The following is a 24,534-nucleotide window of genomic DNA, read 5'->3' as shown; positions in this document are numbered from 1 at the left end:
GCCCGCCTCCTATGATTGGCCTTGGCGGAATGAGCCAATCTTGACATGTGAACTTTGGCGATGATACTGTTTTCGAAATAGTTTTTACTGGCACATAGTCGTGCGGTTTCTCATTTAGGAAGGGTTCCCTCAAAAGATGTCTGGCCATAGTAAGTGGAGTTCGATTAAGCATAAGAAGAATGCAACCGATGCCAAGCGTGGAAAGGTTTTTACCAAGTTTGCAAAAGAAATAACTGTTGCGGCACGTATCGGGGGTGGAGATGAGGAAATGAATCCTCGGCTGAGAACGGTTGTGGCGAGGGCAAAGGCAGCCAACATGTCAAGAGAGAGTATTGAGCGTGCCATTAAGAAGGGGTTAGGCAATCTCGAGGAGTCGAATTATGTTGAGCTGAGTTACGAAGCCTATGCTCCCGGTGGGGTGGGTTTGATGATTGAGGCGCTGACAGACAATAAAAACAGAACAGCTGCTGATATCCGAGCCGTGCTGTCCAGGGGTGGAGGGCAACTAGCCTCCAATGGTTCGGTTTCATACATGTTCGATCGAAAGGGAATTATTGTTTATGAATCTGCCAGCGTAAATTCAAATGCTCTCTTTGAGACCGCCCTGGAAGCTGGCGTGGAAGATATTGCCGAAGAGGGTGAGGTTATCGAGGTGATCGTAAATCCCGAGGAATTCGTAAATGTAATTGAATCCTTACAATCCTCTGGGTTTGAACAGTTAAGCGCGGAGCTCAGCCTGGTGCCGGAGAATACCATCACACTCGATGATGAGGGGACGGCTAAGGTGTTGCGTTTGATAGAATTGTTGGAGGATAGCGATGATATTCAGTCAGTTGCTTCCAATCTTGATATCCCGGATAATTTTGAGATACCGTAAGTGAATAGCAGGGTGCTGGGTGTCGATCCTGGTTTTACGCATATTGGGTGGGGTGTTGTTGATACCACTGGTGCCCGCCATCGACATGTCGAGCATGGCAGTATAAGCAGCGATCGGGCTGATTTGCCGGCCAGACGCCTTCTTGCGCTCTATAACGAGCTCGATGCCATTATCGACAGGCTTAGGCCCATCGCCCTCGGGATTGAGACTCTGTATTTCCTGAAAAATGTCTCATCGGCGATGGCGGTCGCTCAGGCTCGCGGTGTTGTTTTGCTGGCCGCGGCCAGGTGGGGTATGACGATTGGTGAGTATTCTCCATTGGTTATTAAGCAGTCGGTAGTAGGATCGGGCAGGGCGCAGAAAGTACAGGTTCAGAAGATGGTCAAAATTCTGCTGGGGTTGCCCCAGATACCGAAGCCTGATCATGCAGCCGATGCGCTTGCTGCGGCCATAACTTTTATCCACCATGGGGGGCTATGCTCAACAGCATCCGAGGCACACTGACATATAAATCCGAAGATCAGGTTGGTGTCGACTGTGGCGGTTTGGAATGGGCGATAGATACTACGTCTACTTCTATTTCGTCGCTTCCACAGGTTGGCGAAGAGGTTTTGGTTTATACGCATCTTCACCATACCCAGGACTTAATGAAGTTGTTTGGCTTTTCTACCTTCGAAGAGCGCAGACTTTTTCTTGCCCTGAAGACTGTCAACGGCGTTGGCGTCTCACTAGCTAGGAAGATACTGTCGGGGACTACGCCTTCACGTTTCTTAAGGGCTCTTGATTCTGAAGATTTGTCTGTGCTGGAGCGCATACCAGGGCTCGGCAAGAAGACTGCGCAAAAAATTGTGCTCCAGCTTCGCGGCTCGTTGGTTGATGCGGATGACTTGGAAGGCGTAGTTTCCAGTCAGGAGAAGGAAGTGGTTGATGCATTGGTTGCTATGGGTTTTGAATCCAAGGCGGCAGGTAAGGTTGTTAGTTCCATTCTTAGGAGTCCTGAGTTATACGACTTAAGCTCCAATGAGAGAGAAAAGGAGATTCTTCGACGAGCGATAGTGGCAATGAGCTGATTATAGGGTGATGAAATAGATGAATGATAGACCGCTCGAGCCAACAGCCGCATTGGGTGAGGATGGATTGGATATCGGTGTGAGACCGAAATTCCTGAAGGATTTTCAGGGACAAAAGGAACTTAAAGCCAATCTCTCCATATTTATCAATGCGGCCAAAACTCGTGGAGAGCCTCTTGACCATGTGTTTTTGAGCGGCCCCCCGGGATTGGGGAAAACCACTCTGGCCTATATTGTAGCCAATGAACTTGGAGCTGAGCTCAAGATTACCAGTGCGCCCGCGATAGAGAGGCCGAAAGATCTTGCCGGCATGCTCTCCACCATACCAAAGAATACCGTTTTTTTTATCGATGAGATTCATAGATTGAGACCGGCAATTGAGGAGATGCTTTACATCGCGATGGAAGACTATGAGCTCGATTGGATAATCGGTCAGGGGCCGGCTGCTCGAACAGTGCGAATACCTGTGCCGCCGTTTACGCTGGTAGGCGCTACAACTAAACCGGGTAAGGTTACGAGCCCGCTGTTCTCTCGCTTCGGAATAACGATTCGTATAGAATTCTATCAACCAGTTGAGCTTGAGTGGATACTTCGGCGGACTGCAGGGATTTTAGATATAACTATCGAAAAGAATGCTTCAAGCTTGCTTGCACGATGCAGTCGAGGAACTCCGAGAGTGGCAAACCGACTTCTTAGGAGGATGCGGGATTTTGCCCAGGTGAAGGGTGTTGATTCGATTAATCAAAGAATCATCGAGTCCGGGCTGGAAAGGTTGAAGATTGACACTGAGGGCCTGGAGGAACAGGACAGGAGGATTCTGACAGTCATAATCGATAATTATGGAGGAGGACCCGTGGGGGCCGAAACACTTGCAATAAGCATAGGCGAGGGAATTGATACTCTCGAAGATTTCTATGAGCCTTATCTCATTCAGAAAGGATTTCTGGCGCGAACCCCACGCGGTCGTGTTGTAACGGATTTAGCGCATAGGCATCTCGGACGGAAACCAGGTGCAAGCCAACCTTTTCTCATTTAATCTTCCAGATGAGTTAATAGCGAAGGTTCCATCCGGCAGGCGTGGCGATAGCCGCTTGATAGTTTGTGACAGGAACGAAGATGGCCCGCCGCAGCATACAGCGATGATTAAACTGCCAGATTTCTTAAGCCCCGGTACGGTGATGGTTTTTAATGACACCAAAGTTCGAAAAGCCAGAGTATATGCTCGAAGATCTGACACTGAGGGCATCTCGGAGTTCCTTTTTCTGCATCAGACTCGCGAGGGAGAATGGAATTGCATCGTAAACAGGATGAGGAAGAAACGCATTGGCCAGAATTGGTTTTTCCCGGGAGACATCTTGGGAACCATTACCAATCTTCGATCGGAAAATTTATGTACGATAAAACTGAATCCAATCCCGGATGAATCCTGGTTCGAAAAAAGTGGACATATCCCGCTTCCCTCGTATATCGGCAGACTGGATAATCGCGAGGATGAAGAGCGCTACCAGACCGTGTACAGCAGAAATATTGGATCCGCGGCGGCTCCCACCGCCGGGCTGCACTTCACTCAGGAGATAATGCAGATTCTGCGTGAAAATGACATCGAGATCTGCTGGATTACTCTTCAGATTGGACTTGGAACCTTTAGCCCGGTAAGGGAAAGGGATATTCAAAATCATATCATGCATCTTGAAAGCTATAATATCCCTTATGAAACTGCAGAAAAAATCACCGCAGCCAAGAAGGATGGCAGGAAGGTGCTAGCCGTGGGAACCACGACAGTGCGAACTCTTGAAACTTCCTGGAGCTCAAACAAACTGGCAAGCGGGGCTGGGAAGACAGATTTATTCATTTACCCGGGATACAGATTCAAGGTAGTCGATCAGCTCTTCACAAATCTCCATACACCCAAATCCACCTTATTGATGTTGGTATCGGCCTTTCTGGGCAGAAAACGCTTGCTGGAAGCATATGACATCGCGATAGAAGAGAATTATCGGTTTTTTTCCTACGGCGATGCGATGTTAATCAGATAGAGGGGAGCAGAAGCTCGAAGAATTCCACAAAGTAGTCTAATAGGTATCGTAGTCCATTGAAGCGAATTCACTGCGAACCTGCTCCAGGCGAGCAAGATGGACTGCAATGATATCGCCGTAATCGAGTTCCCCGTTTTCTATGCGAAAAGCCTCGTCTTCCCAGAATTGAATTTCATCCAGATGAAACCATCTGAATCTTTGCTCTCGTGCGGTTTCGCCATACAGGCGAGCAGCTTCCCAAGATTCAAGCGCCAGTTTGTAGTAGGCTTCGGCGATTTTGAGGCTGTCAAGATTCGCCGATTTCCACGGATAATTGTAAAAGTATGCGTTGAACTTATCGTATTTGGCGGCCAGATTAAGGTATTCGTTGATAATTCGCAGATGCAGATGCATCGAGAATAGATTTCTGTATTTTGCCCACTCGAGTTCATTTTCTATTTTTGCCAGAGCGTTAAGAGGGTTTGCGAACGGCGATCGCAGAGCCATCGACAGATACCAGAGATTTTCCGCGCTTTCCTCTGGGTAGCTGTACATGTGCTTGTGATAGAGCTTATAGAACTGTTCCGCGTATTCAATCTTCCACGCAGGTAGGTTAACTACGGGAAACATTAGAAGGGCGAAAAATACTACAATCCGCCTAAGCTGCGTCATCTTGTATATTTATCGGTATTGATATGCCGTTGATTCAGTTAGGTTTCAGTTACAGTTCCGTTAATGTCAAAATAGTTCACCGATGAAATTCAATACCGCGGCGCAAGTTTCTTCCAAGTTTCCACGGGAATCAATTTCAAGAATTTTTATGCCTGAATCCCGGTATTTCTCGATTGATCGCATGTAGCCTTCGGCAACCTTGTACTGCAGTTCAGCCGTTTCGAAAATGTCCTTCTCATCACGCGCCGAGATGCGCTCTAAGGCATGTTCCACAGGTATTCTGAGATAAACCATGTGACTCGGGAGAGGATACTCTGAGTTCAGCTGATCCACCCAGTGCCAATCCACAGAAAGTGTCTGGTAGGCCAGCGACGAGAAAAGATATCTATCCGTGATATAGATAAGTCCCGAATCCAGACCCTCTTGAATTCCACCTCCGCCGTATATGTGTTCACGCCTGTCAGCTGCAAAAAGGAGCGCCAAAGTTTTTGGAGTCACTGCTTTGCGTCCCGAAAGCGCATCTCGTATCACCTCTCCGATATTTCCGTTTGTAGGTTCGGCGCCAAATCGTATATTCTTACCCTTCAAGGATTTCTCCAGCGAGCTAAGCAGCGTGGTTGTTCCAGAGCCATCGATGCCTTCAATCGCAACCAACCCCTTCCAGATATTTCTTGTTTTACTCATCCAGCCCTCGAAGTTGGATTCAGTGTAATTCTCGATTTTTAAGGCGCCGGCGTTTTTCCTGGCCCTCAAAGTGCTCTCCCGAAAGGCAAAATCAATTTCCTTTTGAGGCTCGTCGTATTCAGGCCCCATTCTTCCGACCATCGATGTTTTTCAGATAAGATAGAATTGATGAGAGCACACGGTCCACCCCAAACGCTTAGAAGCATGCTTTCTCTTGCTTTTCTTTTGCTAACCTGCAAGACCGTCCACGGAGAAGTGCTCTTGCTTCCGGATTTAGTAATCATCAGAGACTCGGAACCAGACATACCACCTCCCAATCTGTTCCCGGATTTGGCGGAAACCTGGAATCCTGTTCCTCCCCGGTATCGACGGCAATACAGAATTCCCATCGAAGATTATTTAAAGGCTCCAAAATCCCTGCCCGAAAATTTGCCGGTTATCGATCCAACGAGGGGCATCGACGCGCTATCATTGGAATTGCTGGGAACTCTCGCAACCACGAAGTTGAAATCCCCTAAGCCAGGGGAGTGGGCTCTCAGCATTGTTTCGGATATTCAGGAAGGGGGCGATTTTGGCGCAAGCGGTGCATTTGAGAATCTTGGCGAAATCGGAGGGCAGTTTTTCGTTCCATTTCCTGAGACAAGTCCGCGCCCCTGGTCTGGCGAGTTCGGCTGGGAAAGAAATGGCTTGCTTTCGAGTTCCGTTAAAATAGGAACTAAGAAAGGAGATGATATTCTTCCTTATTCAGCTGCTGTTTTGAATTGGGACAGAGGGATAAACCAGCCCGACAACTACTTTCTCGAGTTACACCACTATGGCTTCTCAACCTGTCGCATATCCATTTTAGGCGGTATAGATTTATCCTTTCGGTTCGGGGAGAGTAATTGGTCGATAATTACAAAAATTGAGGGAGGCCTATCGCATACTATGAGTGATACAGAGGGAAGCGGTCGTGGGATGCTTGCGATTGCCCGAGATTTTTCCAATTATGGGCTGCTCGGTAAAATTGGGGTTGATGTTGCCTATGACGGCTCTGAAAAAATCCGGGCCATGCCCTTTTTAGGTTTCAACTGGTTAATAGACGATAACATAAGCATTTATGCCCATGCAGAAATTTTCATGAGATACCCGGATAATCTGGTGAGAATATTTCGCAGAGAGAGAATAAACAGTTTTGAAGCCCGGATTCCAATTCATTCCAGATATCGATTCGGCATTGCTCAGATTGAGAATAAACGAATTAGCTATCTGTTTGAAATGTCCTATACTGAAGGGGCTTTTTGTGAAGCGGAGAATGGGATTGTCATGAACAGAGATGATAAACGTGTGCAGGGGGAGGTATCGATTGGTTATAATTTCGACAACCAGCGTATCAATCTTTCGGGCAGATTGGATTTCTCCCTGCTGGGATTCACTGATATCTGGGAAGGCAGAATCGAATTAACGAACGAGAAGTTATCCTATTACATATTCAGTGGCTCACAAGATGCGATTCTTGCCGAATTTTTTGGCGGTTTCAGGAGCGAAGAGGCTATAATAGGATTAGGGCTGAATTGGGAAATCAATGAGAACTGGAATGCTGGTTTGTCGGCATATACAAGGGTACCATGGGATAAACCCTCGTTGAAATTAACACTTGCCTGGAAGAGCATTGGAGCGGCTGATGGCTGAATTAATTAGAACAAACTGGTTAATCCTCACACCGATAATTCTTCTGTCCGTGGCTGCGCTTGGGATAATACTCGAAAGGACTGTTTTCTACTACAGAACGCGAGTTAAATCTCAAACAGTTCTTAGAGAGGCTTTGAGCGGAATAGGAAAAACACCGGTTGATTTAATTCTTAAAACCTTTCCCAAACGAGATTTGAGCCTGGAGAAGTCACTACTGGCATTCGCACTTACAACAAGGATTAGATTGATGCCGGAAGTATATAAGCAAAGGCTCGAAGCCCTCAGAGAGAAGTATTTGGGACGGATGGAGCGCAATCTCCCGATATTGAACGGAATCGGCAATGTGGCAACGCTCATGGGACTTCTCGGTACCGTAGCCGGTATGATTACCGTTTTCTCCAGGATGAACGCGACCGGCAGTTCAGACCCATATGTTTTAGCTGGCGGCATTTCCCAGGCTCTTGTTACCACCGCCGCGGGTTTGGCAGTCGCAATTCCGGCGATGCTGGCGCTTCATTTGTTTGAGGCGATTGTCGGTCGGCATTCGGAGTTGCTGGATGAAATAGTTGCCGAATGCCTTTCAATATCAAGTGTGCGGTATGCCTTTAAAAGAGAATCTGCGAAATAGGAGGGGGTTGTTGCTAACTCCTCTTATCGATATCATCTTTTTGCTCTGTCTCTTCTTTGTTTTGAACACCAGTTTCCGACAAGAAAGCTATATCGAAGTTAATTTGCCGGAGTCAAAAACCTCAGAAGATACCCCGACAATGGGGATTATACTCACCTTGTATGAAAACGGTTCAGTGTCGATTAACGGCGAAGAAATCGGATGGGATTCAGTTGAATCAGTCTTAGAGGATGAAGCCGAAAAACAAGCTGGCCAGGAAATCATCATACAGGGAGATGAAAATATTGACTATGGCAAAATTATTGCCACCCTGGATAAGGTGCGGCGGGCCGGATTCGAGTTAATCTCGCTACAAACAATCAGGAACGAGCGTTGATAAAAGCGATTCTGGTATCGGCAGTTTCGCATGGATTCTTCATCACTATGATTCTGTTTGCTTCTGCGGAATTCTATGAATCCAGTGCTTTTACCAATAACCGAATACGTGTTAGGATTGATAGCAATCCAAATACAGAGCATAACTTAAAAACACCAACAGTGGTGGAGAGTGAGAACTCTCATTTGGCCAGTGTTTCTCGAAAAAGCGTATCCAAAGCCGAAGAAGGCAGCATGGATGATAAAACAGTTATAGGGAATGAATCGGTTTTCGGTGGTGAATTGGCTGATGAATTCGCAGCTCTTCTAAATTATGAGTTGCCACCTAGATCCAAACCTGGTGAACCGGTGCCAAGCCTCGATGCCGCGGATTCATCAGTCAATTTCGATGAGCAACCAAGTTCCGGTTCATCCCTGCTCAGTCCCTGGCTGATAAACTGGGTAAATGGAAGGGAACGGGAAATTTTGTCATTTCCGATTGTTGATGTAGCACAGTTCCCTCAGGAAACTGAAAAATTATTGGATGTTGTGATGAAAATCAGAGTATCAGCTCAAGGAGAAGTGCTTTCCGCGGAGCTTATACCACCTGGTTCGGGGGATACGCGGATTGATCGTTACCTGCACGGCGCTGCACTACAACTTACACTTGAACCGCGTCTCGATAATGAAGAAGTTCAAGAAGCCCATTTACGCCTTCTTTTCCTTGAGGAAAGCTTATGAAAATGGGATTCAAGAGTATACATGTCCTTCAAGCTCTCTTATTCGTTCCTAGTATCCTACTCACCATACTGGTGCTGAGCCCTCTGCGAACCCAGGCCGATCGCAGAGCGGAAATTGTGAAAGATCGTATAATCAGTCGACTGGAAGATTCACTGGGTGTTAAGGTTGGCTATGAACGCGTTTCGCCGGCACTCTTATCGAGAGTGCTCGTAAGCGGACTGCATGTCACTTTCGAGCAGGGCGATTTCAGAGCGGAAACTGTACAGATTCATTACAACCCCCTTCGAGTTTTGACAAGTGACGATCTGCTGCGGCATATCAGCAAAGTCGTGGTTAGAAACGGGCATCTCAATCTCTCGGTATTGTCCAACTCGTCGCGAGAGAAAGCGGTGGGGGACAAGGAAATTATCGATATCTGGTCTCTTCTTGCACATAAGTCAGTAGAATTCTCCGGATTGTCTGCAGAAGTTTACTTGAACCAAACAATTCGATTAAACGCAAACAATGTGGAGCTGACTTTGAATGATGAGAGAGGAATCGTTCGCTATGAAATTGCAGGAGTTTTCCGCGCGGAGGATATAGATTTCCTGAACAGGGAACTACGAGTGGTAACACTCTCTAACGGCAGTTTTTCTCCCGACGAATCAACAGTGAATGGTAGATTCGATATACTGTCGGCTGTTTCAAACCACGTAGTTCTACAACCCATATCCGTGGATTTCACTTATGCAGACAATGAACTCGCTGCCAGACGAGTCGGGGATGACATCCCAATCAATCTTTTGATTGATTATTCCTCTGATGGTTGGCGTATAAGTGGTGAAACCAAAGAACTCAATATAACAGATATTGCGTTGCCGGGTATCTCCTCGGGGTGGTTGACACCGTATTTTTCATCCATAGTCGATGGTCAATTTCAATTCTCTGGTTCTTCGTTTTTTGACGAGTTTGTTTATGAGGCTGATATGAGCCTCTGGAGCAATTCAGATATCGAGACGCACGATTATAGAACCGAATTGAAAATTCGAGGTTCGCAGAGTAACGTGTATATAAATAAATTGCGAATATCGTTCGAATGGGGCAGTCTTTCGTATGTTGGAACTCTGGATATCGAACGCTTAGCGCCTGATGGTTCCTTAACCTTCAGTTTGGATGAGTCTTTGCTGGGTTATCCAGCATTCGCAGCGTTTAATCTAGATACGAGAGCAGGTGTTATCACTGCCGAGCCGGAAATACTTGAGACAAACGATGCTCGGTTTAGGGATTTCCGATTTCTTGCAATACGTGAGAATGATTCATTCGTTGTTTCACTGATTGCGGTGCCGGAAAGCGAAGAGAATACTCAAGAGAAAAAACTGACTATAGACCTGTTTGTGAATTCACGTGCTGAACTTGCGATTCATGGTTTTGTCAATGTGAAAGGATTCGAATCTTCATTCATAACACGCCTTATCGGTTTGACAGGGCCGTTTGACCCGCCACTTATCAAAGATTTCCTTTTTGATATGAGCGCCTCTTTTGTAAGAAATAACAAAACCTGGACAGCCTCTCTCAATGAAGTTGCGCTTCGTCATAAAGACAATCTAAGCAATGGCTTCACTATCAGTGGCAGAGCCTCTCCTGAGAACTGGTCTCTCGATAGCCTTCGAGTTACCTGGAATGAGTACGTTGTAGATGGAAGGGGTTTTGGTAATAAGTTCGCAGAGGAAGGATTTGCAGAAGGCAGGGTGCTGTTAGGAGAGCAGATTTTTCCAATAACCGCCCAATGGTTTGATGATGGAAGCCTGGTTGTTAACAGCGATTTCGGTTTGTCGGCATACATGGAACCCAAATCCACGTATGAAAGATTGGTTCAGTTTGTCGGTGAAAGTGTTTCAATTCCATTGCCTGAGGGGCGGATAGTGACTTCGATTGACGTTAGAGGGCCAATTATAACACGCGGGAATTGGGAGTTGTACATCAATCGTGCACAATTTCTGTTAACGGAAAGATCGGAAAAACCAGATATTGCTGTTGAATTCAACGGCAAACTCAGTCGTGATTCAGTGATTATCTCGGAGATAAGCATTTCCGATGCATATAGCGAGCTCACTGGGAACGCGATATTCAAGATTGCAAATAACTCACAAGTTTTGCTGGGACAACTGTTACTCGATGGTGCAGGCGATGAAAATTATCAAATCACCCTTAATAAGGATGGAGACTTCTGGGCTGTGAGTTTGGATATATCGGCAGCTAGAATTGAAAGAATAATGCCCGGGCGCTTTTCCGGAGAACTTTTCGTTGATGGCAGCCTAAACGGAACCTTGAAGAATCCTTCAATTTCACTAACTCTAAATAGTAACAATGGGATATTTGACGGCCAACCTTTCGAAGTGCAGGGCGCAATCTCAGTTGAATCGGAATTTATGCGAATCAATGATATCCGATGTAGATACAACGGTATAAGCCTGAATCGAGGTCTTGTTTTACTGGATATGAAGGAAGGTTCGCTGAAATCGACGGTAGAATTGGATGTCACATATAATCAAGTTCCAGTGTCATCGGGTTTTTCTTTGGCAGTTGACTTTGGCAAATCCTTTCGCATAGCCGAAATTTTGTACTTACTCGATTCAAGTTACAAGGGAACAATAGCAACCCAGCCGATTATGTGGAATTCGACACCACATCTGCCGGCTTACACATTTCATTTTTCCAAAGATGATGCTTTTTTCAGAATAGTTTCCCCGGGCAGCGAAATGCTGAATCTGTCATACTCATATGGAAGTGGTGAACTCGTTGTGCTTTCGGGTTCGAAAATGCCTGTTATCGCAAGGGGAAACGGCACAATCAAGGATGGAGACATAAACTTCTCGTTCTCCGAGTTGTCTATGGATCCGGCTCTTATCAATTATGTGATGTATAGAGATCCGATTCTGCTGCAGTATTATGTTATTTTCCAATCAGGACGTTTTGTTGGAAAACTGGATGTAACCGGCCCACTGAATAACCCCGAGATTGACGGAATACTGCGAGCTGTAGATTTAAAAGTCGATACACCCTACACTTACGCGGAAATTCAGCCTGCAAGCACTGATATACATTTCGAGGGTCATAGAATCACTATTGACAGACTTCATATTCCTGTTGGGGATGGAATTCTGTATGGTGGCGGGTTTGTCGTGCTGGATAGATTCAGAATAGTAGATTTCGATATGTTCTACGGTGCCACTCCAACATCAGGGGGAGTCGGAGTGCCGGTTTACTATCCGCTATTGGGCGTGAATTTGGATGGAATTTTCACCGGTGAAGTTCATATGACAGGAGGGGATAAACGCTTCTATCTGGATGGGGATTTCACCTTTCATAAGCTGCGAGTATCGCTTGACACTTCGGGAACGCCCATAAGGCAGATTAGGAAGGAGGCATATTCTGCCACAGTTTCTCTAGATTTCGATTTCATTACAGGTAATAATTGTATTGTCTACCTTCCTAACGAGCAATTACGGATTATCCGGGCAACTGCAGAAACCGGACAGATTGTAAATTTGGTTTACAGTAATAAGCCCTACACTTTTTCCTTTACAGGCGTTTTACCAATTAAAACGGGCGATATCTTCTATTTCGATCGGGATTTTCGGATTACCGAAGGATCGCTAAGTTTTAACGAAACATCCGAAAAATTCAATCCCACGCTTGCCTTTCGAGCGGAAACTCGTGTCAAAGATGAGAAGAGTGAGGATGTTCAGGTTGCATTGGTTTATAATGCCCCGATCATGTCCGATTTCAATCCGACTATCGAAACCGTTCCACCACGTTCGGATATCCTATCTCTTTTTGGGCAGGCAGTTGCACCTTATGCAAATTCCCAGGATAATCGGGGAGCGAGCAGGATGTTGCTTGCGGCAAGCGGTATTTTCGGCCAAATGGGCATTGTTCAACCGTTTGAGAAAGCGCTACAGGAGAGATTCAATCTCGACATGGTTTCAATTCAAACAGATATCATTGAAAACACCTTGACAGAAGGCCTGACAAGGGGCACCGACACAGGGTTGGGAACTCAATCTCGAAGCTTGGGGCGGTATCTGGATAATACAAGTATGTACGTCGGCAAATACATAGGGACTTCACTATTTTTTTCCGGAACCTTAACCGCCAATTTCCTTGAAGATCAGAGAACTAGTTCCATCATCGGAAGTTTAGAATTCCAAACTTCGGTCGATTTGGAAATGTCAACTCCGTTCTTCAACGCTTTATGGTCGTATTCTCCCAACCCTGACGAAGGATTCGTTGCCGGCAATGCAATTACCCTCAAATGGCACTTTTCATATTAGAACTGACTGCGTCCAGAAATGGATTAGGATAGCGAATGCGACGTATAAGAATCCTGATTCTCTTAGTTATTCTTCCTATAAATGCTTTTGCGCAGGAAGAACAGTGGTATGAAGGCAAACCAATCTCCGATATCCAGTTTGAAGGTCTTGGAACAGTTTCAGAAAATGAACTCTTGGGATTAATACGGCCTTACCTGGGGAGAACTTATACAGATTCACTGTCTTGGGAGATACAAAGCAAGCTTTACGCGCTGGATTACTTCAATATCATCCTTCCAGATTTGCGTCCGGGGATTTCCAATCCGGAAGGTGTGGCGCTTATCTTTCAGGTTAAGGAGAAACCTCAGGTGGAGGACGTGCTTTTCACCGGCAACACCAAAGTCAGATATGGGGTGTTGGCGGATGAAGTACTAGTTAAATCCGGCGATCTTCTCAATCCAGGTTCCCTTAGTCTCGATGAACAGAAAATTGTCGATTACTATTTGGAGAAAGGATTTATCGATGCGGAAGCAGTTGCAAGCTACATCGTTGATGAACTTACGAACACGGCAAGTGTTTTATTCGCTATAGTTGAGGGCAAGCAGACAAAAGTCAGCGATATCCAATTCGTGGGAAACGATGAGCATGTTTCCGATAAAACGTTGAAGAGTTTGATGAAGACAAAACCCCAGTCATTTTTTGGCAAGGGACTTTATGTTGAAACGAAACTTCAGGAAGATATCAAGGCGATAGAGCAGTACTATAAAGACCAGGGACTTATCAATGCAAAGATTCTGAATGTTGACAAAGAGATTGTAATTGATGAAGAACAGAATCTTGCCAAACTTGCAATTACGATTGTAATCCAGGAAGGTGATGTATGGACATACGGCGGGATGAACTTTGATGGGAACAGTATTTATCAAGTTTCCGAACTGGAGGAACTCGTATTGCAACAGCCCGGAGAGGTGTTTAACAGCTCCAGATTTCAAATGGATATCCAGCGAATTGAAGATCTCTACTATGAAAATGGCTACATATTCAATAATTTTGCCTACGAAGAGATTCGGGACAGTGAACAGCATATAATTTCTTATGATGTAAAAATAACTGAAAGGGATCTCGCATACATTGAAAACATAATTATTCGTGGAAATGATAAAACAAAGAGCTACATCATTCGCAGGGAACTTCCACTCGAAGAAGGAGAGGTGTTCAGTAAGTCGAAGATTATTGATGGAGTAACCAATCTGCTCAATCTTCAATTTTTCAGCGCTGTCGAACCACAGCCGTATCCAGGAGATGAAGATGGACTGATGGATTTGGTGATTGAAGTAGAAGAAGGAAAAACTTCTGATATTGGTCTTGGCCTGACGTTTTCAGGTGGGCCTGATTTTCCGATATCTGGCCAAGTAAGCTGGAGCGATAAGAATTTCCTCGGACGCGGGCAGATTATTGGTGCAACTGCTACTGCGTCACCGAGTGTACAAAGTGTATCGCTAGGTTTTACGGAACCTCGAATTCTGGGTTTGCGTTGGTCTGGCGGGGCTGAATTTCGATGGGGCCACAGTGTAAATAGACGTATTAACATGGATTTGGATGGCAATGGCTTCCCCGATCCTTATCTCACTTGGAATGAATATGATGCAGTGGGCAGAATCGTGCCCAGAGATCATCAAATGCAGTATGATTCCCATTTTCTTTCTACCACTTTTAGCACGGGATATACATGGATAACTAGATTAGGTCGTTTCGGTGCTTCAACAGGGCTTCGTCTTGCATGGGAATTTGTCAAGTATGACCCAACTGTATATAGACCGCACAGCAAAAACATCAGAGAAAACCTGGAAACTTGGAAATATGATGACAGCATTTCTCTACGGGTTTCCTGGGATACGAGAGATCTTCAGTTTAATCCAACGAAGGGATTCATTCTGAGCGAGAGTGTTACTTTTGCAGGCATACTTCCGGCATCTCGACGGGATTATATAAAGAGTATAACTAGATTCAATTTCAATCAGTTATTGTTCAAGGTGCCTGTAAATGATGAGGGTGGATATTTTCAAAGCATCTTTTACTTCAATACGGCGTTCCAGGCATTGCTTAGCAAACCATGGATAAACGAGACCGTTGATAGGCAGAGAGATGGGTTTTACATTGATGGAATGTTTGTTGCGAGAGGCTGGGAGCCGAATTCCGGCTATCGATACCTGTGGGATAACACCCTGCAGCTTATTTTTCCGATTGCTCCCAATATTTTGGATTTCGATATTTTCTTAGACGCAGTTGGCTCCTGGGTTGCAAAAGATGGCAGATTCAAGAGCAGCAACGCTTTGCTAAAAATGAACATCCACGATTGGCGTTTCAGCCTGGGTGGAGGATTCCGATTCGCGAACCCTCAATTCCCCATTGGCATATATCTGGTGAAGAAATTCCGGTGGAATATTGATGGGGATATTGACTGGAATCCTGAGCCGCGTTTAGCCGAGTTCAAGAAATGGGGTATGGATCTGGTTATAGCCTTCAAACTGGATATTTATTAGGAGCTTTGTCAATGAAAAGGCTGGTTATTTCAATATTGTTCGAGATTGGATTGATTCAAGTTCTTCCTCTTGGTGCCGAGCAGATCACTAAAGTGGCTGTTTTGGATTATGCGAGAATACTATCCGCCTTTTATGTCGATTCTGCTGAAGCCAGGAGAATCGAGAAGATGAAGACAAATTATGCCAATGAAGTTCGTAAGTTGCAAGATGAGATACAAAGCTTGGAGGAAAGAAAAATCACTGCCATGATTCGTGGCAACGTGAGAGATGAATTGAATTTGGAAAGTAAGATTCAGGAAAGGAAACAGTACTATCAGGAATATGTCAGGATTAAGGGCAATCAAATTCAGCAGGCGGTAACGAACCTGAGTTCCAGCAATGAATTGGCCCGGACAATTCTTAATGAAATCCAGGTTGTCGCGGAAACAAATGGATTCAGCATTGTTTTAAAACGTTCAGACCCAAACTTACTGTGGTGGAATTACGAGGTTGACATAACCGATTTGGTATTGCAGCGATTAATGAAAACTGAATAGAGCGTTGAAATGCTCCCCAGCAACGAAAATACACCTATGTTCCGCCAATATGATCGGCAGAAGGAAAGCTACAAAGATTCCGTGCTTCTCTTCAGAATGGGTGATTTCTATGAGATGTTCAAGTCTGATGCCATAGAAATCAGCCGGCTGCTGAATTTAACTTTGACTCAACGGCAAGGTGTTCCGATGTGCGGTATACCTTACTATGCTGTCGATAATTACATTGCCCGCCTATTGGAACACGGAAAGAAAATTGCCATATGCGAGCAAGTTGAAATGCCTAAGGGGAAGGGACTGGCAAAGCGGGAAGTTGTTGAGGTTGTCACTCCGGGCACGATAATCAATGTTTCCCATTTGGATAATCGAACCAATAATTATCTTGCCGCACTAGTCGGAAATGGCAAGAACACCTCCCTGGCCTATGTCGATCTCTCCACAGGGGAGTTTCGCGCCACTGTGTTGGCGGAAAATTCAGAAAAGGAACTACTACGGAGAGAGATTGCGCGAACAAACCCTAGGGAGGTGATTATACAAGAGGTTTTGCTCGAGTCAGATAAATACTCATTTCTGGGTGATTTAGACGTAGTTCTGGACTGCCAGCCCGACTGGGTATTCGACTTAAGGCAGTCTCGGGAGCGGCTTCTCAAACAGTTTCAGACGGCTAATCTAAAAGCATTTGGAATCGATGATGAGGAACCGAGCATATTGGCAGCTGGCGCAATACTCAACTACCTGGATGACAAACATAAAGGAGTTTTACCTCATATTCGTTCGATTGAGATTTTCGACGAGAGCAGTGCCCTCGGATTGGATGAATCGACAATTAGAAACTTGGAAATAGTCAAGAATCTGCATGACGGGGGCAGTTCTTTCACACTGCTTGAGACTCTGGATCATACAAAAACGTCCCTGGGCGCGAGAAAACTCAGGAGAAGAATTCTACAACCCTTCCCAGAGCTTGCGAGTATAGTTCTGCATCATGAACGGGTGGAGAAACTGTACCGCAGTCAGACTACTCTCGCTAAATTGCGCGATTTGCTCTCTGGGATTTTGGATATTGAGAGACTATCGGCCAGAATTGCGATGGACAAAGCTCATGCCAAGGATCTTATCGCGGTGAGGGATTCGCTGACTGGGGCATTTGGAATTCGAGATATTGTAGAGGATTCTTTGCTGGATGATGGTCGAGGTGATCTTGAAGCGCTCTTCAGTCTTCTCTTCACTCTGGCGGAGATGTTTGATAAGTCGTTGATGGAGGAACCGTCAATTCTTTTAACGGAGGGCAGGCTAATAAAAGAAGGATGGGACAGCAAGCTTGATGAAATGAGGAGAAAAAATGACAGCGGAGAAAAAATACTGAAAGACTATGCAGCGGAAGAGAAGGCTGCAAGCGGAATCAACTCCATTAAATTGAAATACAACCGAATAATCGGATACTTCTTTGAAGTGAGGAAGGGGCAGGCAGACAGAGTTCCGGAGAGATTCAGAAGGAGACAATCACTGGCGCAGTGCGAAAGATTTACAACCGAGAAACTTGGGGAACTTGAAGCTGAAATCAACAGTATAAAAGAAAGAATAATTGAATATGAGCAGGAACTCTTTCTCAGTATCAGGGAAGAGGCAAAAAAACACGTTTCCGAACTACTTCGACTAGCGGGCATTATTTCAGATATTGATGTTGTTCAGGCCTTTTCCCATGCTGCAACCGAATATGGGTATGTTCGTCCCCGCATGATTGAAGATTCCAGAATTGAGATTGAGAGGGGACGTCATCCAATTGTAGAATGTCACATTCCGCATGGCTCATTTGTGCCCAACAGCATTTCCATAGATAGTGATGGGGTGTCCTTTGCTCTTATTACAGGCCCCAATATGGCCGGTAAGTCGACAATCCTGCGTCAGGTTGCATTAATCACGCTAATGGCGCACGCGGGGAGTTTCGTGCCGGCAGATTCCGCATTAATAGGGCTAGTTGATAGAATCTATTGCCGAGTTGGAGCCACTGACAATCTGGCTAGAGGAGAATCTACCTTCCTTGTTGAAATGAATGAGACGGCAAACATCCTTAGAAGTGCAAGCAAACAAAGCCTCGTAATAATGGATGAGATTGGGAGAGGCACTGGAACGGCCGATGGCCTGGCCATTGCGAAGGCCGTGTGCGAATATCTTCTCACTCAGACAACTCCAAAAACGCTATTCGCGACTCACTATCGAGAGTTGACGAAAATCGAGCATCCACATCTGATAAATCTGTCTATGGCTGTACATGAAAAAGATGGACTGCTGATATTTCCAAAGACTCTTGTGCCAGGTCCGGCGGAGGCTTCATATGGGATTCATGTTGGCTCTATGGCGGGACTTCCGGAGTCGGTGGTGAGAAGAGCACAGGAGTTATTGCTTTCGCAGGAAGCACGTTCATCGACTGAAACCACACGCAAAGCGGTACAAATTTCACTTTTTGACAACAGAGAAATGATACTGGAGAAACTTCGAGATTTGGAACTGGATAATTTGACACCTATGGAATCGTTACAGATTTTGGCAAGATGGCAGAAAGAATTGAATTTGGTTAGCTAGTTTCAAGCAGAAAAGACAATTCCATGGTTATCGCAGCCAGTGTCCATTGTGAATTGTATTTGTCCGCTATGCGGCGCTGATACACCCGCGTATTTCACGCCCTGTACCGATTGCAGCAACAAGGTTTCCAGGTTTAATCCGGATACCTGTAAGTACTGTAGCGTTGATTTGGCGGGAAGCAGAAATCCATGCCTTGTGTGCCGAAGCAATCCACCCACTTTGGATATGCTGAGGACAGTGGGGAACTGGAGCGGTCCTTTACGTGAATGGCTTTCTGCCCTTAAATATGGTGGCGATACAAGGATGGCCTGTTGGCTCTCAGATAAGCTTCTTGAAATCTATAGCGAGAACTGGGCTGGAATACCTATTGTACCGGTTCCGCCTCGAAAGGCACGCATTTTTTACAGCGGAATAGATCCGGTGAATGAGATGGCATGCTGGATGGAGAAGAAAGGAATTCAGGTTTTAAGATTGCTGAAGCGCAAAGGCAACCAGACTCAGAAGTCTTTGAATCGCGACGAGCGTTTACAAGCGTTGGCACTTAAGTACGAACTCAAATCGAAGGCCAATAGCACTTATAACGAAACAGTTCTTCTGGACGACGTAAGTACAACCGGCGCAACCTTAAATGCATGCGCCCGAGTGCTTAAATCGGCGGGGGTACAAAGGGTTTATGCACTGGCAGTTTGTAAGGACTAGCCTCGAAATCACTTGACTATCATTGTCGGAACTGCTAGTCTGCCTCATAAGTATTCAGAGTTGCTTCTTTATGAGTAAAGGGCCCACATAGAGGTTTCTTTTTCCAGGTTGCTATGCGTGCAAATCCTACATTGGAGGAATCCATCACTGAAATCGTGGAACAAATGGCATTTGTACTTGTCGAAATGTCCATTGAACACCACAAGAGGGGTGAAAAAATAAATCTTGTGCTCCACAAGAACGAGGGGATCAATCTCGATGATCTCGTCCAGGCTCAGAAAGTACTCCGTCCGAGGCTTGAAATAGAATTTAACAGGGAAAATCTTATAGTGGAAATCACATCACCTGGTTTAACGCGTGCCATAAAGCATCCACGCGAATACAAAATTTTCCGTGGAAAACAAATGAAGTTATTGCATGAGGGAAGATGGATTCATGGAATGCTCAAGGAAGCTAACAACTTGAGTGTTATGATTGCAACGGAAACTGGTGAACTCGCAATTCCAATAAAACAAATCAAAAAGGCTAAGCTAAGTAACTGGCAGTAAGTTGAAGGTGTGGAAATGAATTCCGATTTTGCTGACTTGGTAAAAATGATACAAGCCGAAAGGGGAATCACCGAAGATTTGGTTTTGGCCACGATTGAGGAATTCCTGATTGCTGCATATAAAAAAACCTTTGGGACGTCTGAAAATGCCGTTGTCAAGTTTTTGGGCCCTGAAGGCGGTGTTTCAATTTTTGCTAAAAAAGTCATAGTTGAGGATGATGATTTATACAATCCAGTAACAGAAATAGAGCTTTCAAACGCTTTGGACCTTAATGAGGACTGTGAAGTGGGTGATGAGCTGTTGATTGAGATAGATCCCAAGGATTTCGATCGGGGGGCGGTTCAGAGTGCCAAGCAGAAGGCCCGTCAGAGTCTTAGAGTAATCCAAAAAGATACGCTCTATTCTGAATTCAAAGACAAAGTCGGAGAAATGATAATCGGCTATTTCCAACGCGAAAAGAATGGGACAATTTTTGTTGATTTAGGAAAGACTGAAGGGATACTGCCGCGTCGGTTTCAATCACCAAGGGAAGAATATCATCATGGTGATAGAATCAAGGCAATGATCGCCGAGGTGAAAAAAGGCCTCACGGGATTGGAAATAATACTGTCTCGTTCTCATGGTGAATTCGTCAAAAGAATATTCGAACTGGAAGTGCCAGAAATATACGATGGAACGGTCGAGATATTCAAGATTGTAAGGGAACCAGGCTTCAGAACCAAAGTGGCGGTATATTCAACCCGCGAGGATGTCGATCCAGTCGGCGCCTGCGTTGGGCTTAAGGGTGTCAGAATACAGTCCATTGTTCGGGAGCTTGAAGGTGAGAAGATAGATATTCTGAAGTACGATAGCGATCCGGTCGTGTTTATTAAAAATGCGCTTAGTTCTGCGGAGGTTCAAGGTGTCATCATTCTTGACGGCAGAAAGAGACAGGCACTCGTGATTGTACCCGAACAACAGCTTTCACTGGCAATCGGCAAACAGGGGCTGAATGTTAGATTGGCCAATAGGCTGGTCGATTGGAATATCGATGTCAAAACCGAAGCACAATTTTCCGAAATGGATATCTCAAAAGAGGCTTCCCGAGTTGCTTCAGACCTGTTTAGTGGAATTGATTCTGGGGATGAAGAAATAACGAAAATCAGCGAACTGCCGGATATTTCCGACCGTCTTGTTTCGGTACTGAAAGAAAATGGCATAGAATTGATAGAAACACTTGTTAATTTAACAGCCGAAGAACTTGAAGGCCTTACAGGTTTGACTCTCTCTGATGTTGAACAGATTCGGAAAATCATTGATGATAACGTAGAAATAATAGAAGAAGGCGAGAATGAGGTTACGCAAACAAAAGAGGTAGTTGATAAGACTGGAGGAGAGGAGGCAGATACTTACGAATGTCCCGATTGCAAGCAGGCGATCACTGCAGATATGTCAACCTGCCCAAACTGTGGCGTTGGCCTGAGTTTTGTGGTTGAAGAAGTCGAAGAGCAGGAAAATAGTTGATGGTGGAAAAATCCGACAAAAAAAAACCAAAAGCCACTCTGATAAAGCATAGGAAAGCAGAGGTTCTAAAACCTCCGATACAGGAGAATTTGACCGACACCGAGAAGAAAAAGGTGTTGGTAGTGAAGAAGAAAAAAGTTGTTGTCAAATCCAAAATTACTTCTGCTTCGAGGACTGGGGGCGTAGGTTTGAACCGCATTGAGAAAGCCGAATTTTCAGATACTCAGAAAATCACGGTGAGAGAGGGCGAATTAGACAAAAAAGCCCCCCCCATTGTCGAGCAAGATTCGCAAAAATCGAGGTTGTCCGTATCGGGTGCCACCAGAAACAGCGGACGTTCTGCGGCGTCGAATGATACCGGTATCACAGGCGATAGAAAATTGGACAGAACCGCAGACAAAACAGAACAGACTAGAGTTGCTATTGAAAAGAGCCCGAGGAATGCAAGTTATGGTGCTGAAGCTGCTGGAATAAGCTCCGAAAAAATCGGATCCGGTAAGGATACAGTGGCATCTCCCCCTCGTGGAATGAAGAACATCAACGGAATACAAACTTACGAGTCTAAAAGAATTGGAGGCAGGGCCGGTATAGTATCCGGGCGGCGTGTAGATGGAGACTACAGTAGGCGTCCAGCCGTGCGAACTGAGAATAGGCAGAGAAATGGCTCTTTCAACCGTGTAGGATACAACCGTGGCAGTGCTGGGGGAACGGGTCGTGCTGGGAATTATGTGCCAGGTAAATCTTTTAGACAATCAGAGAATCGTACACCAGGTGGCAGGAGGGGGACGGGCACCCCGGTACGGACCGGTACAAGGATTGGAAGTGGAGGAACTGGCAGATCTATCGGGGGAGTTGGCGCTTATAGAAATTCACCAGCGAGTTCTCCACCCCCCAATCGAGGTAAGTCGTTCTACAAAGCAAAGAAAATTTACGACAAACACCGCGAGGAACAGGAAAAAATCTATCAGTATTCAAAGAAAAAACAAATAACGCAGTCTAATCCAGTGCCCAAAGAGATTGATATGATGGAAGTGATAACGGTATCGGAACTTGCCAGAAAAATGAATCTAAGGGCTTCAGCCCTCATTTCGAAACTGATGAGTATGGGCATGATGGTAACAATTAATCAGCAGATTGACGCGGAGACGGCGACAATTTTGGCAGATGAGTATGGGTGCAAAGTCAATATCGTCAGCTTATATGATGAGACAATTATTACTTCTGAATCCGATGACGAGGGCGATCAGACTCAACGTCCTCCCATTGTCACTGTGATGGGACATGTCGATCATGGCAAAACAAAACTGCTCGATGCGATTCGGAGCGCGGATGTTATATCGAAGGAGCATGGTGGCATTACACAGCATATAGGAGCCTATATGGTTCACACGAGAAAGGGGAATATAACCTTTCTCGACACTCCTGGACATTCAGCATTTTCCATGATGAGAGCACGGGGAGCTCAAATTACCGATTTGGTAGTTCTAGTCGTGGCTGCAAATAGCGGTGTGATGCCGCAAACCGTGGAAGCAATAAAACATGCAAAAGAAGCCAAATCTCCGATAATTGTAGCCATCAATAAAATGGATTTATCCGAAGCAAATCCGGATATGGTAAAACAACAACTATCTGAGTATGACTTAATTCCGGAAGATTGGGGTGGATCCACCCAATTTGTTGAAATATCTGCTTTGAAAAACGAAGGCATCGACAACCTCCTCGATGTCGCAATACTCGTATCCGAAATGCTCGAGCTAAAGGCCAATTGGATTCGCAAAGCCGAGGGAAAAGTAATTGAATCCAAGATAGACCAGGGTAGGGGAATTGTATCAACGGTATTGGTAGAAAATGGAACTTTGAGAGTTGGCGATGCCTTTCTTGCTGGAATATACCACGGGAAAGTGCGAGCCATGTTCAACGACAAAGGTTTACCGCTTAAAGAAGCCACGCCATCCATGCCTGTGGAGATACTTGGATTTTCGGGCATTCCGGATGCTGGCGATCCTTTTCAGGTAACAGAAAATGAGAAGGAAGCTCGTCAATATGGTGGCAAGCGGCAAGAGCTTAGGAAAATGGAAACTGCCAAGAATGTGAAGAAGATTACTCTTGATAATCTCTACGATTCAATACAGGACAGTGACGTTCAGGAACTTCGGATAATTATCAAGGGAGATGTACATGGTTCGGTTGAAGCGTTGCAAGACACGCTGGAGGACTTGAGTACTGATGAGATACGACTTGTTTGTATCCGTGCAGCTGCGGGCGCAATTATCGAAGACGATGTAAATCTTGCAGCTGCCCTGGATGCCGTTATTATTGGTTTTCATGTTAGGCCGACGACCAAGGCACTCACGATAGCTGAGCGTGAGAAGGTAGAAATCCGAAAATACAACGTAATCTATGATGCCGTGGAAGATATCAAGAATGTCATGGAGGGTATGCTAAAGCCTGATATGGAGGAGCGCCTGGTCGGCCGGATTGAAATCAGAGAAATTTTCAAGGTTCCCAGAATTGGAACCATCGCCGGATGTATGGTTATGTCCGGCAGCGTGAATAGGAAGAGTCAGGTGCACCTTGTCCGCGAGGGCGTTGTACTGCATACAGGTGGACTTGTCTCGCTGCGCCGTTTCAAAGAGGACGCAAAAGAAGTAAAAGAAGGATACGAATGCGGTATAGGACTTGAAGGCTATTCCGACATACAGGTAGGCGATATCATAGAGGTTTTCGAAATAGCAGAGGTAGCCAAAAAATTGGGAGTTCAAGCAAGCGATGAATGATATCCGCTTGAAACGAGTGGAGAGCTTAATTCGTGAAAAGGTGAGTTTCCTGATTTTTGCAGGGAATGTGAAGGATCCCCGGGTAGACTCCACCGTGACACTCACGCGAATCAAGGTTGCGAAGGATCTCTCATCAGCCCGGGTTTGGGTGAGTTCCTTTGGAGGTGAACAAGCTACCCAGAGAGCGGTCATTGGACTGAATAATGCGGCAGGATTCATTCAGTCCAGAATCGGTAGGGAAATTCACATGAAGAAAACCCCAAAACTTCGATTTCTTTCAGATGATTCAATTCGAGAGGGATTCACAGTCAGTAAACTCATAGACAGGGCTGTGTTAGACAGATAAT

The 24,534-nt window shown here is 45.4% G+C and carries 20 protein-coding genes; 18 read left to right on the top strand and 2 right to left on the bottom strand.

The features are described 5' to 3' along the window. The first annotated feature begins 136 nt into the window (after positions 1 to 136). The 5 genes from S1OALGB6SA_RS03730 to queA are packed head-to-tail and all read left to right on the top strand — an operon-like array spanning position 137 to position 3,983. On the top strand, positions 137 to 877 hold the full coding sequence (locus S1OALGB6SA_RS03730; RefSeq protein ID WP_124032602.1) for a YebC/PmpR family DNA-binding transcriptional regulator: 741 nt from the start codon (positions 137 to 139) through the stop codon (positions 875 to 877). Then, on the top strand, positions 878 to 1,381 hold the full coding sequence (ruvC, locus tag S1OALGB6SA_RS03725) for a crossover junction endodeoxyribonuclease RuvC (protein WP_124032601.1): 504 nt from the start codon (positions 878 to 880) through the stop codon (positions 1,379 to 1,381). Beyond that, complete coding sequence (ruvA, locus tag S1OALGB6SA_RS03720; RefSeq protein WP_124032600.1) at positions 1,354 to 1,947, top strand: Holliday junction branch migration protein RuvA; 594 nt, start codon at positions 1,354 to 1,356, stop codon at positions 1,945 to 1,947. The genes ruvC and ruvA overlap by 28 nt, the downstream gene beginning before the upstream one ends. A 19-nt stretch (positions 1,948 to 1,966) precedes the next feature. Then, complete coding sequence (ruvB, locus tag S1OALGB6SA_RS03715) at positions 1,967 to 2,983, top strand: Holliday junction branch migration DNA helicase RuvB (protein ID WP_124032599.1); 1,017 nt, start codon at positions 1,967 to 1,969, stop codon at positions 2,981 to 2,983. Next, positions 2,958 to 3,983, top strand: a complete 1,026-nt coding sequence (gene queA / locus S1OALGB6SA_RS03710) for a tRNA preQ1(34) S-adenosylmethionine ribosyltransferase-isomerase QueA (protein ID WP_124032598.1) — start codon at positions 2,958 to 2,960, stop codon at positions 3,981 to 3,983. Before ruvB ends, queA begins: the two co-directional genes overlap by 26 nt. Positions 3,984 to 4,019: 36 nt before the next feature. Here queA and S1OALGB6SA_RS03705 read toward each other — a convergent pair whose 3' ends face one another. Further along, on the bottom strand, positions 4,020 to 4,634 hold the full coding sequence (locus S1OALGB6SA_RS03705; RefSeq protein ID WP_037560552.1) for a DUF8513 domain-containing protein: 615 nt from the start codon (positions 4,632 to 4,634) through the stop codon (positions 4,020 to 4,022). Between the two features lie 66 nt (positions 4,635 to 4,700). After that, positions 4,701 to 5,459 (bottom strand): dTMP kinase, encoded by a 759-nt coding sequence (tmk, locus tag S1OALGB6SA_RS03700; protein WP_052079664.1) that lies wholly within the window; start codon positions 5,457 to 5,459, stop codon positions 4,701 to 4,703. Positions 5,460 to 5,486: 27 nt separating this feature from the next. Between tmk and S1OALGB6SA_RS03695 the strand changes: the two genes are divergently transcribed. From S1OALGB6SA_RS03695 to rbfA, 13 genes are all read left to right on the top strand, one after another. Further along, on the top strand, positions 5,487 to 6,989 hold the full coding sequence (locus tag S1OALGB6SA_RS03695; protein ID WP_124032597.1) for a hypothetical protein: 1,503 nt from the start codon (positions 5,487 to 5,489) through the stop codon (positions 6,987 to 6,989). Further along, positions 6,982 to 7,617 (top strand): MotA/TolQ/ExbB proton channel family protein, encoded by a 636-nt coding sequence (locus S1OALGB6SA_RS03690; protein ID WP_052079666.1) that lies wholly within the window; start codon positions 6,982 to 6,984, stop codon positions 7,615 to 7,617. Before S1OALGB6SA_RS03695 ends, S1OALGB6SA_RS03690 begins: the two co-directional genes overlap by 8 nt. Positions 7,618 to 7,627: 10 nt before the next feature. Next, the gene (locus S1OALGB6SA_RS03685) at positions 7,628 to 7,993 is read left to right on the top strand and encodes an ExbD/TolR family protein (protein ID WP_037560554.1); all 366 of its coding nucleotides are present in this window, start codon (positions 7,628 to 7,630) and stop codon (positions 7,991 to 7,993) included. Then, positions 7,990 to 8,712: a hypothetical protein gene (locus S1OALGB6SA_RS03680; protein ID WP_124032596.1), complete on the top strand. Its 723-nt coding sequence runs from the start codon at positions 7,990 to 7,992 to the stop codon at positions 8,710 to 8,712. Before S1OALGB6SA_RS03685 ends, S1OALGB6SA_RS03680 begins: the two co-directional genes overlap by 4 nt. Next, positions 8,709 to 13,025 (top strand): translocation/assembly module TamB domain-containing protein, encoded by a 4,317-nt coding sequence (locus tag S1OALGB6SA_RS03675; protein WP_037560556.1) that lies wholly within the window; start codon positions 8,709 to 8,711, stop codon positions 13,023 to 13,025. The genes S1OALGB6SA_RS03680 and S1OALGB6SA_RS03675 overlap by 4 nt, the downstream gene beginning before the upstream one ends. Positions 13,026 to 13,060: 35 nt before the next feature. Further along, positions 13,061 to 15,547, top strand: a complete 2,487-nt coding sequence (gene bamA / locus S1OALGB6SA_RS03670; RefSeq protein WP_037560558.1) for an outer membrane protein assembly factor BamA — start codon at positions 13,061 to 13,063, stop codon at positions 15,545 to 15,547. Positions 15,548 to 15,558: 11 nt separating this feature from the next. Next, a complete protein-coding gene (locus S1OALGB6SA_RS03665) occupies positions 15,559 to 16,083 on the top strand; it encodes an OmpH/Skp family outer membrane protein (RefSeq protein ID WP_037560559.1) in 525 nt (174 codons plus the stop codon). Between the two features lie 36 nt (positions 16,084 to 16,119). Beyond that, positions 16,120 to 18,660 (top strand): DNA mismatch repair protein MutS, encoded by a 2,541-nt coding sequence (mutS, locus tag S1OALGB6SA_RS03660; RefSeq protein ID WP_124032595.1) that lies wholly within the window; start codon positions 16,120 to 16,122, stop codon positions 18,658 to 18,660. A gap of 48 nt (positions 18,661 to 18,708) precedes the next feature. After that, positions 18,709 to 19,359, top strand: coding sequence for a ComF family protein (locus S1OALGB6SA_RS03655; RefSeq protein ID WP_124032594.1), 651 nt, complete (start codon positions 18,709 to 18,711; stop codon positions 19,357 to 19,359). Positions 19,360 to 19,472: 113 nt separating this feature from the next. Further along, a complete protein-coding gene (locus tag S1OALGB6SA_RS03650) occupies positions 19,473 to 19,907 on the top strand; it encodes an LSm family protein (RefSeq protein WP_081949776.1) in 435 nt (144 codons plus the stop codon). A gap of 15 nt (positions 19,908 to 19,922) precedes the next feature. Beyond that, complete coding sequence (gene nusA, locus S1OALGB6SA_RS03645) at positions 19,923 to 21,410, top strand: transcription termination factor NusA (protein ID WP_037560562.1); 1,488 nt, start codon at positions 19,923 to 19,925, stop codon at positions 21,408 to 21,410. After that, positions 21,410 to 24,187 (top strand): translation initiation factor IF-2, encoded by a 2,778-nt coding sequence (gene infB, locus S1OALGB6SA_RS03640; RefSeq protein WP_037560563.1) that lies wholly within the window; start codon positions 21,410 to 21,412, stop codon positions 24,185 to 24,187. The genes nusA and infB overlap by 1 nt, the downstream gene beginning before the upstream one ends. After that, positions 24,180 to 24,533 (top strand): 30S ribosome-binding factor RbfA, encoded by a 354-nt coding sequence (gene rbfA, locus S1OALGB6SA_RS03635; RefSeq protein ID WP_037560564.1) that lies wholly within the window; start codon positions 24,180 to 24,182, stop codon positions 24,531 to 24,533. Before infB ends, rbfA begins: the two co-directional genes overlap by 8 nt. The last annotated feature ends 1 nt before the right edge of the window (position 24,534 follow it).

Source organism: Olavius algarvensis spirochete endosymbiont (assembly GCA_900608495.1).
Taxonomy (GTDB): Bacteria; Spirochaetota; Spirochaetia; order DSM-2461; family DSM-2461; genus UBA2779.
The sequence above is the reverse complement of the archived record's forward strand: the minus strand, read 5'-3'. Positions and strand labels throughout refer to the sequence as shown.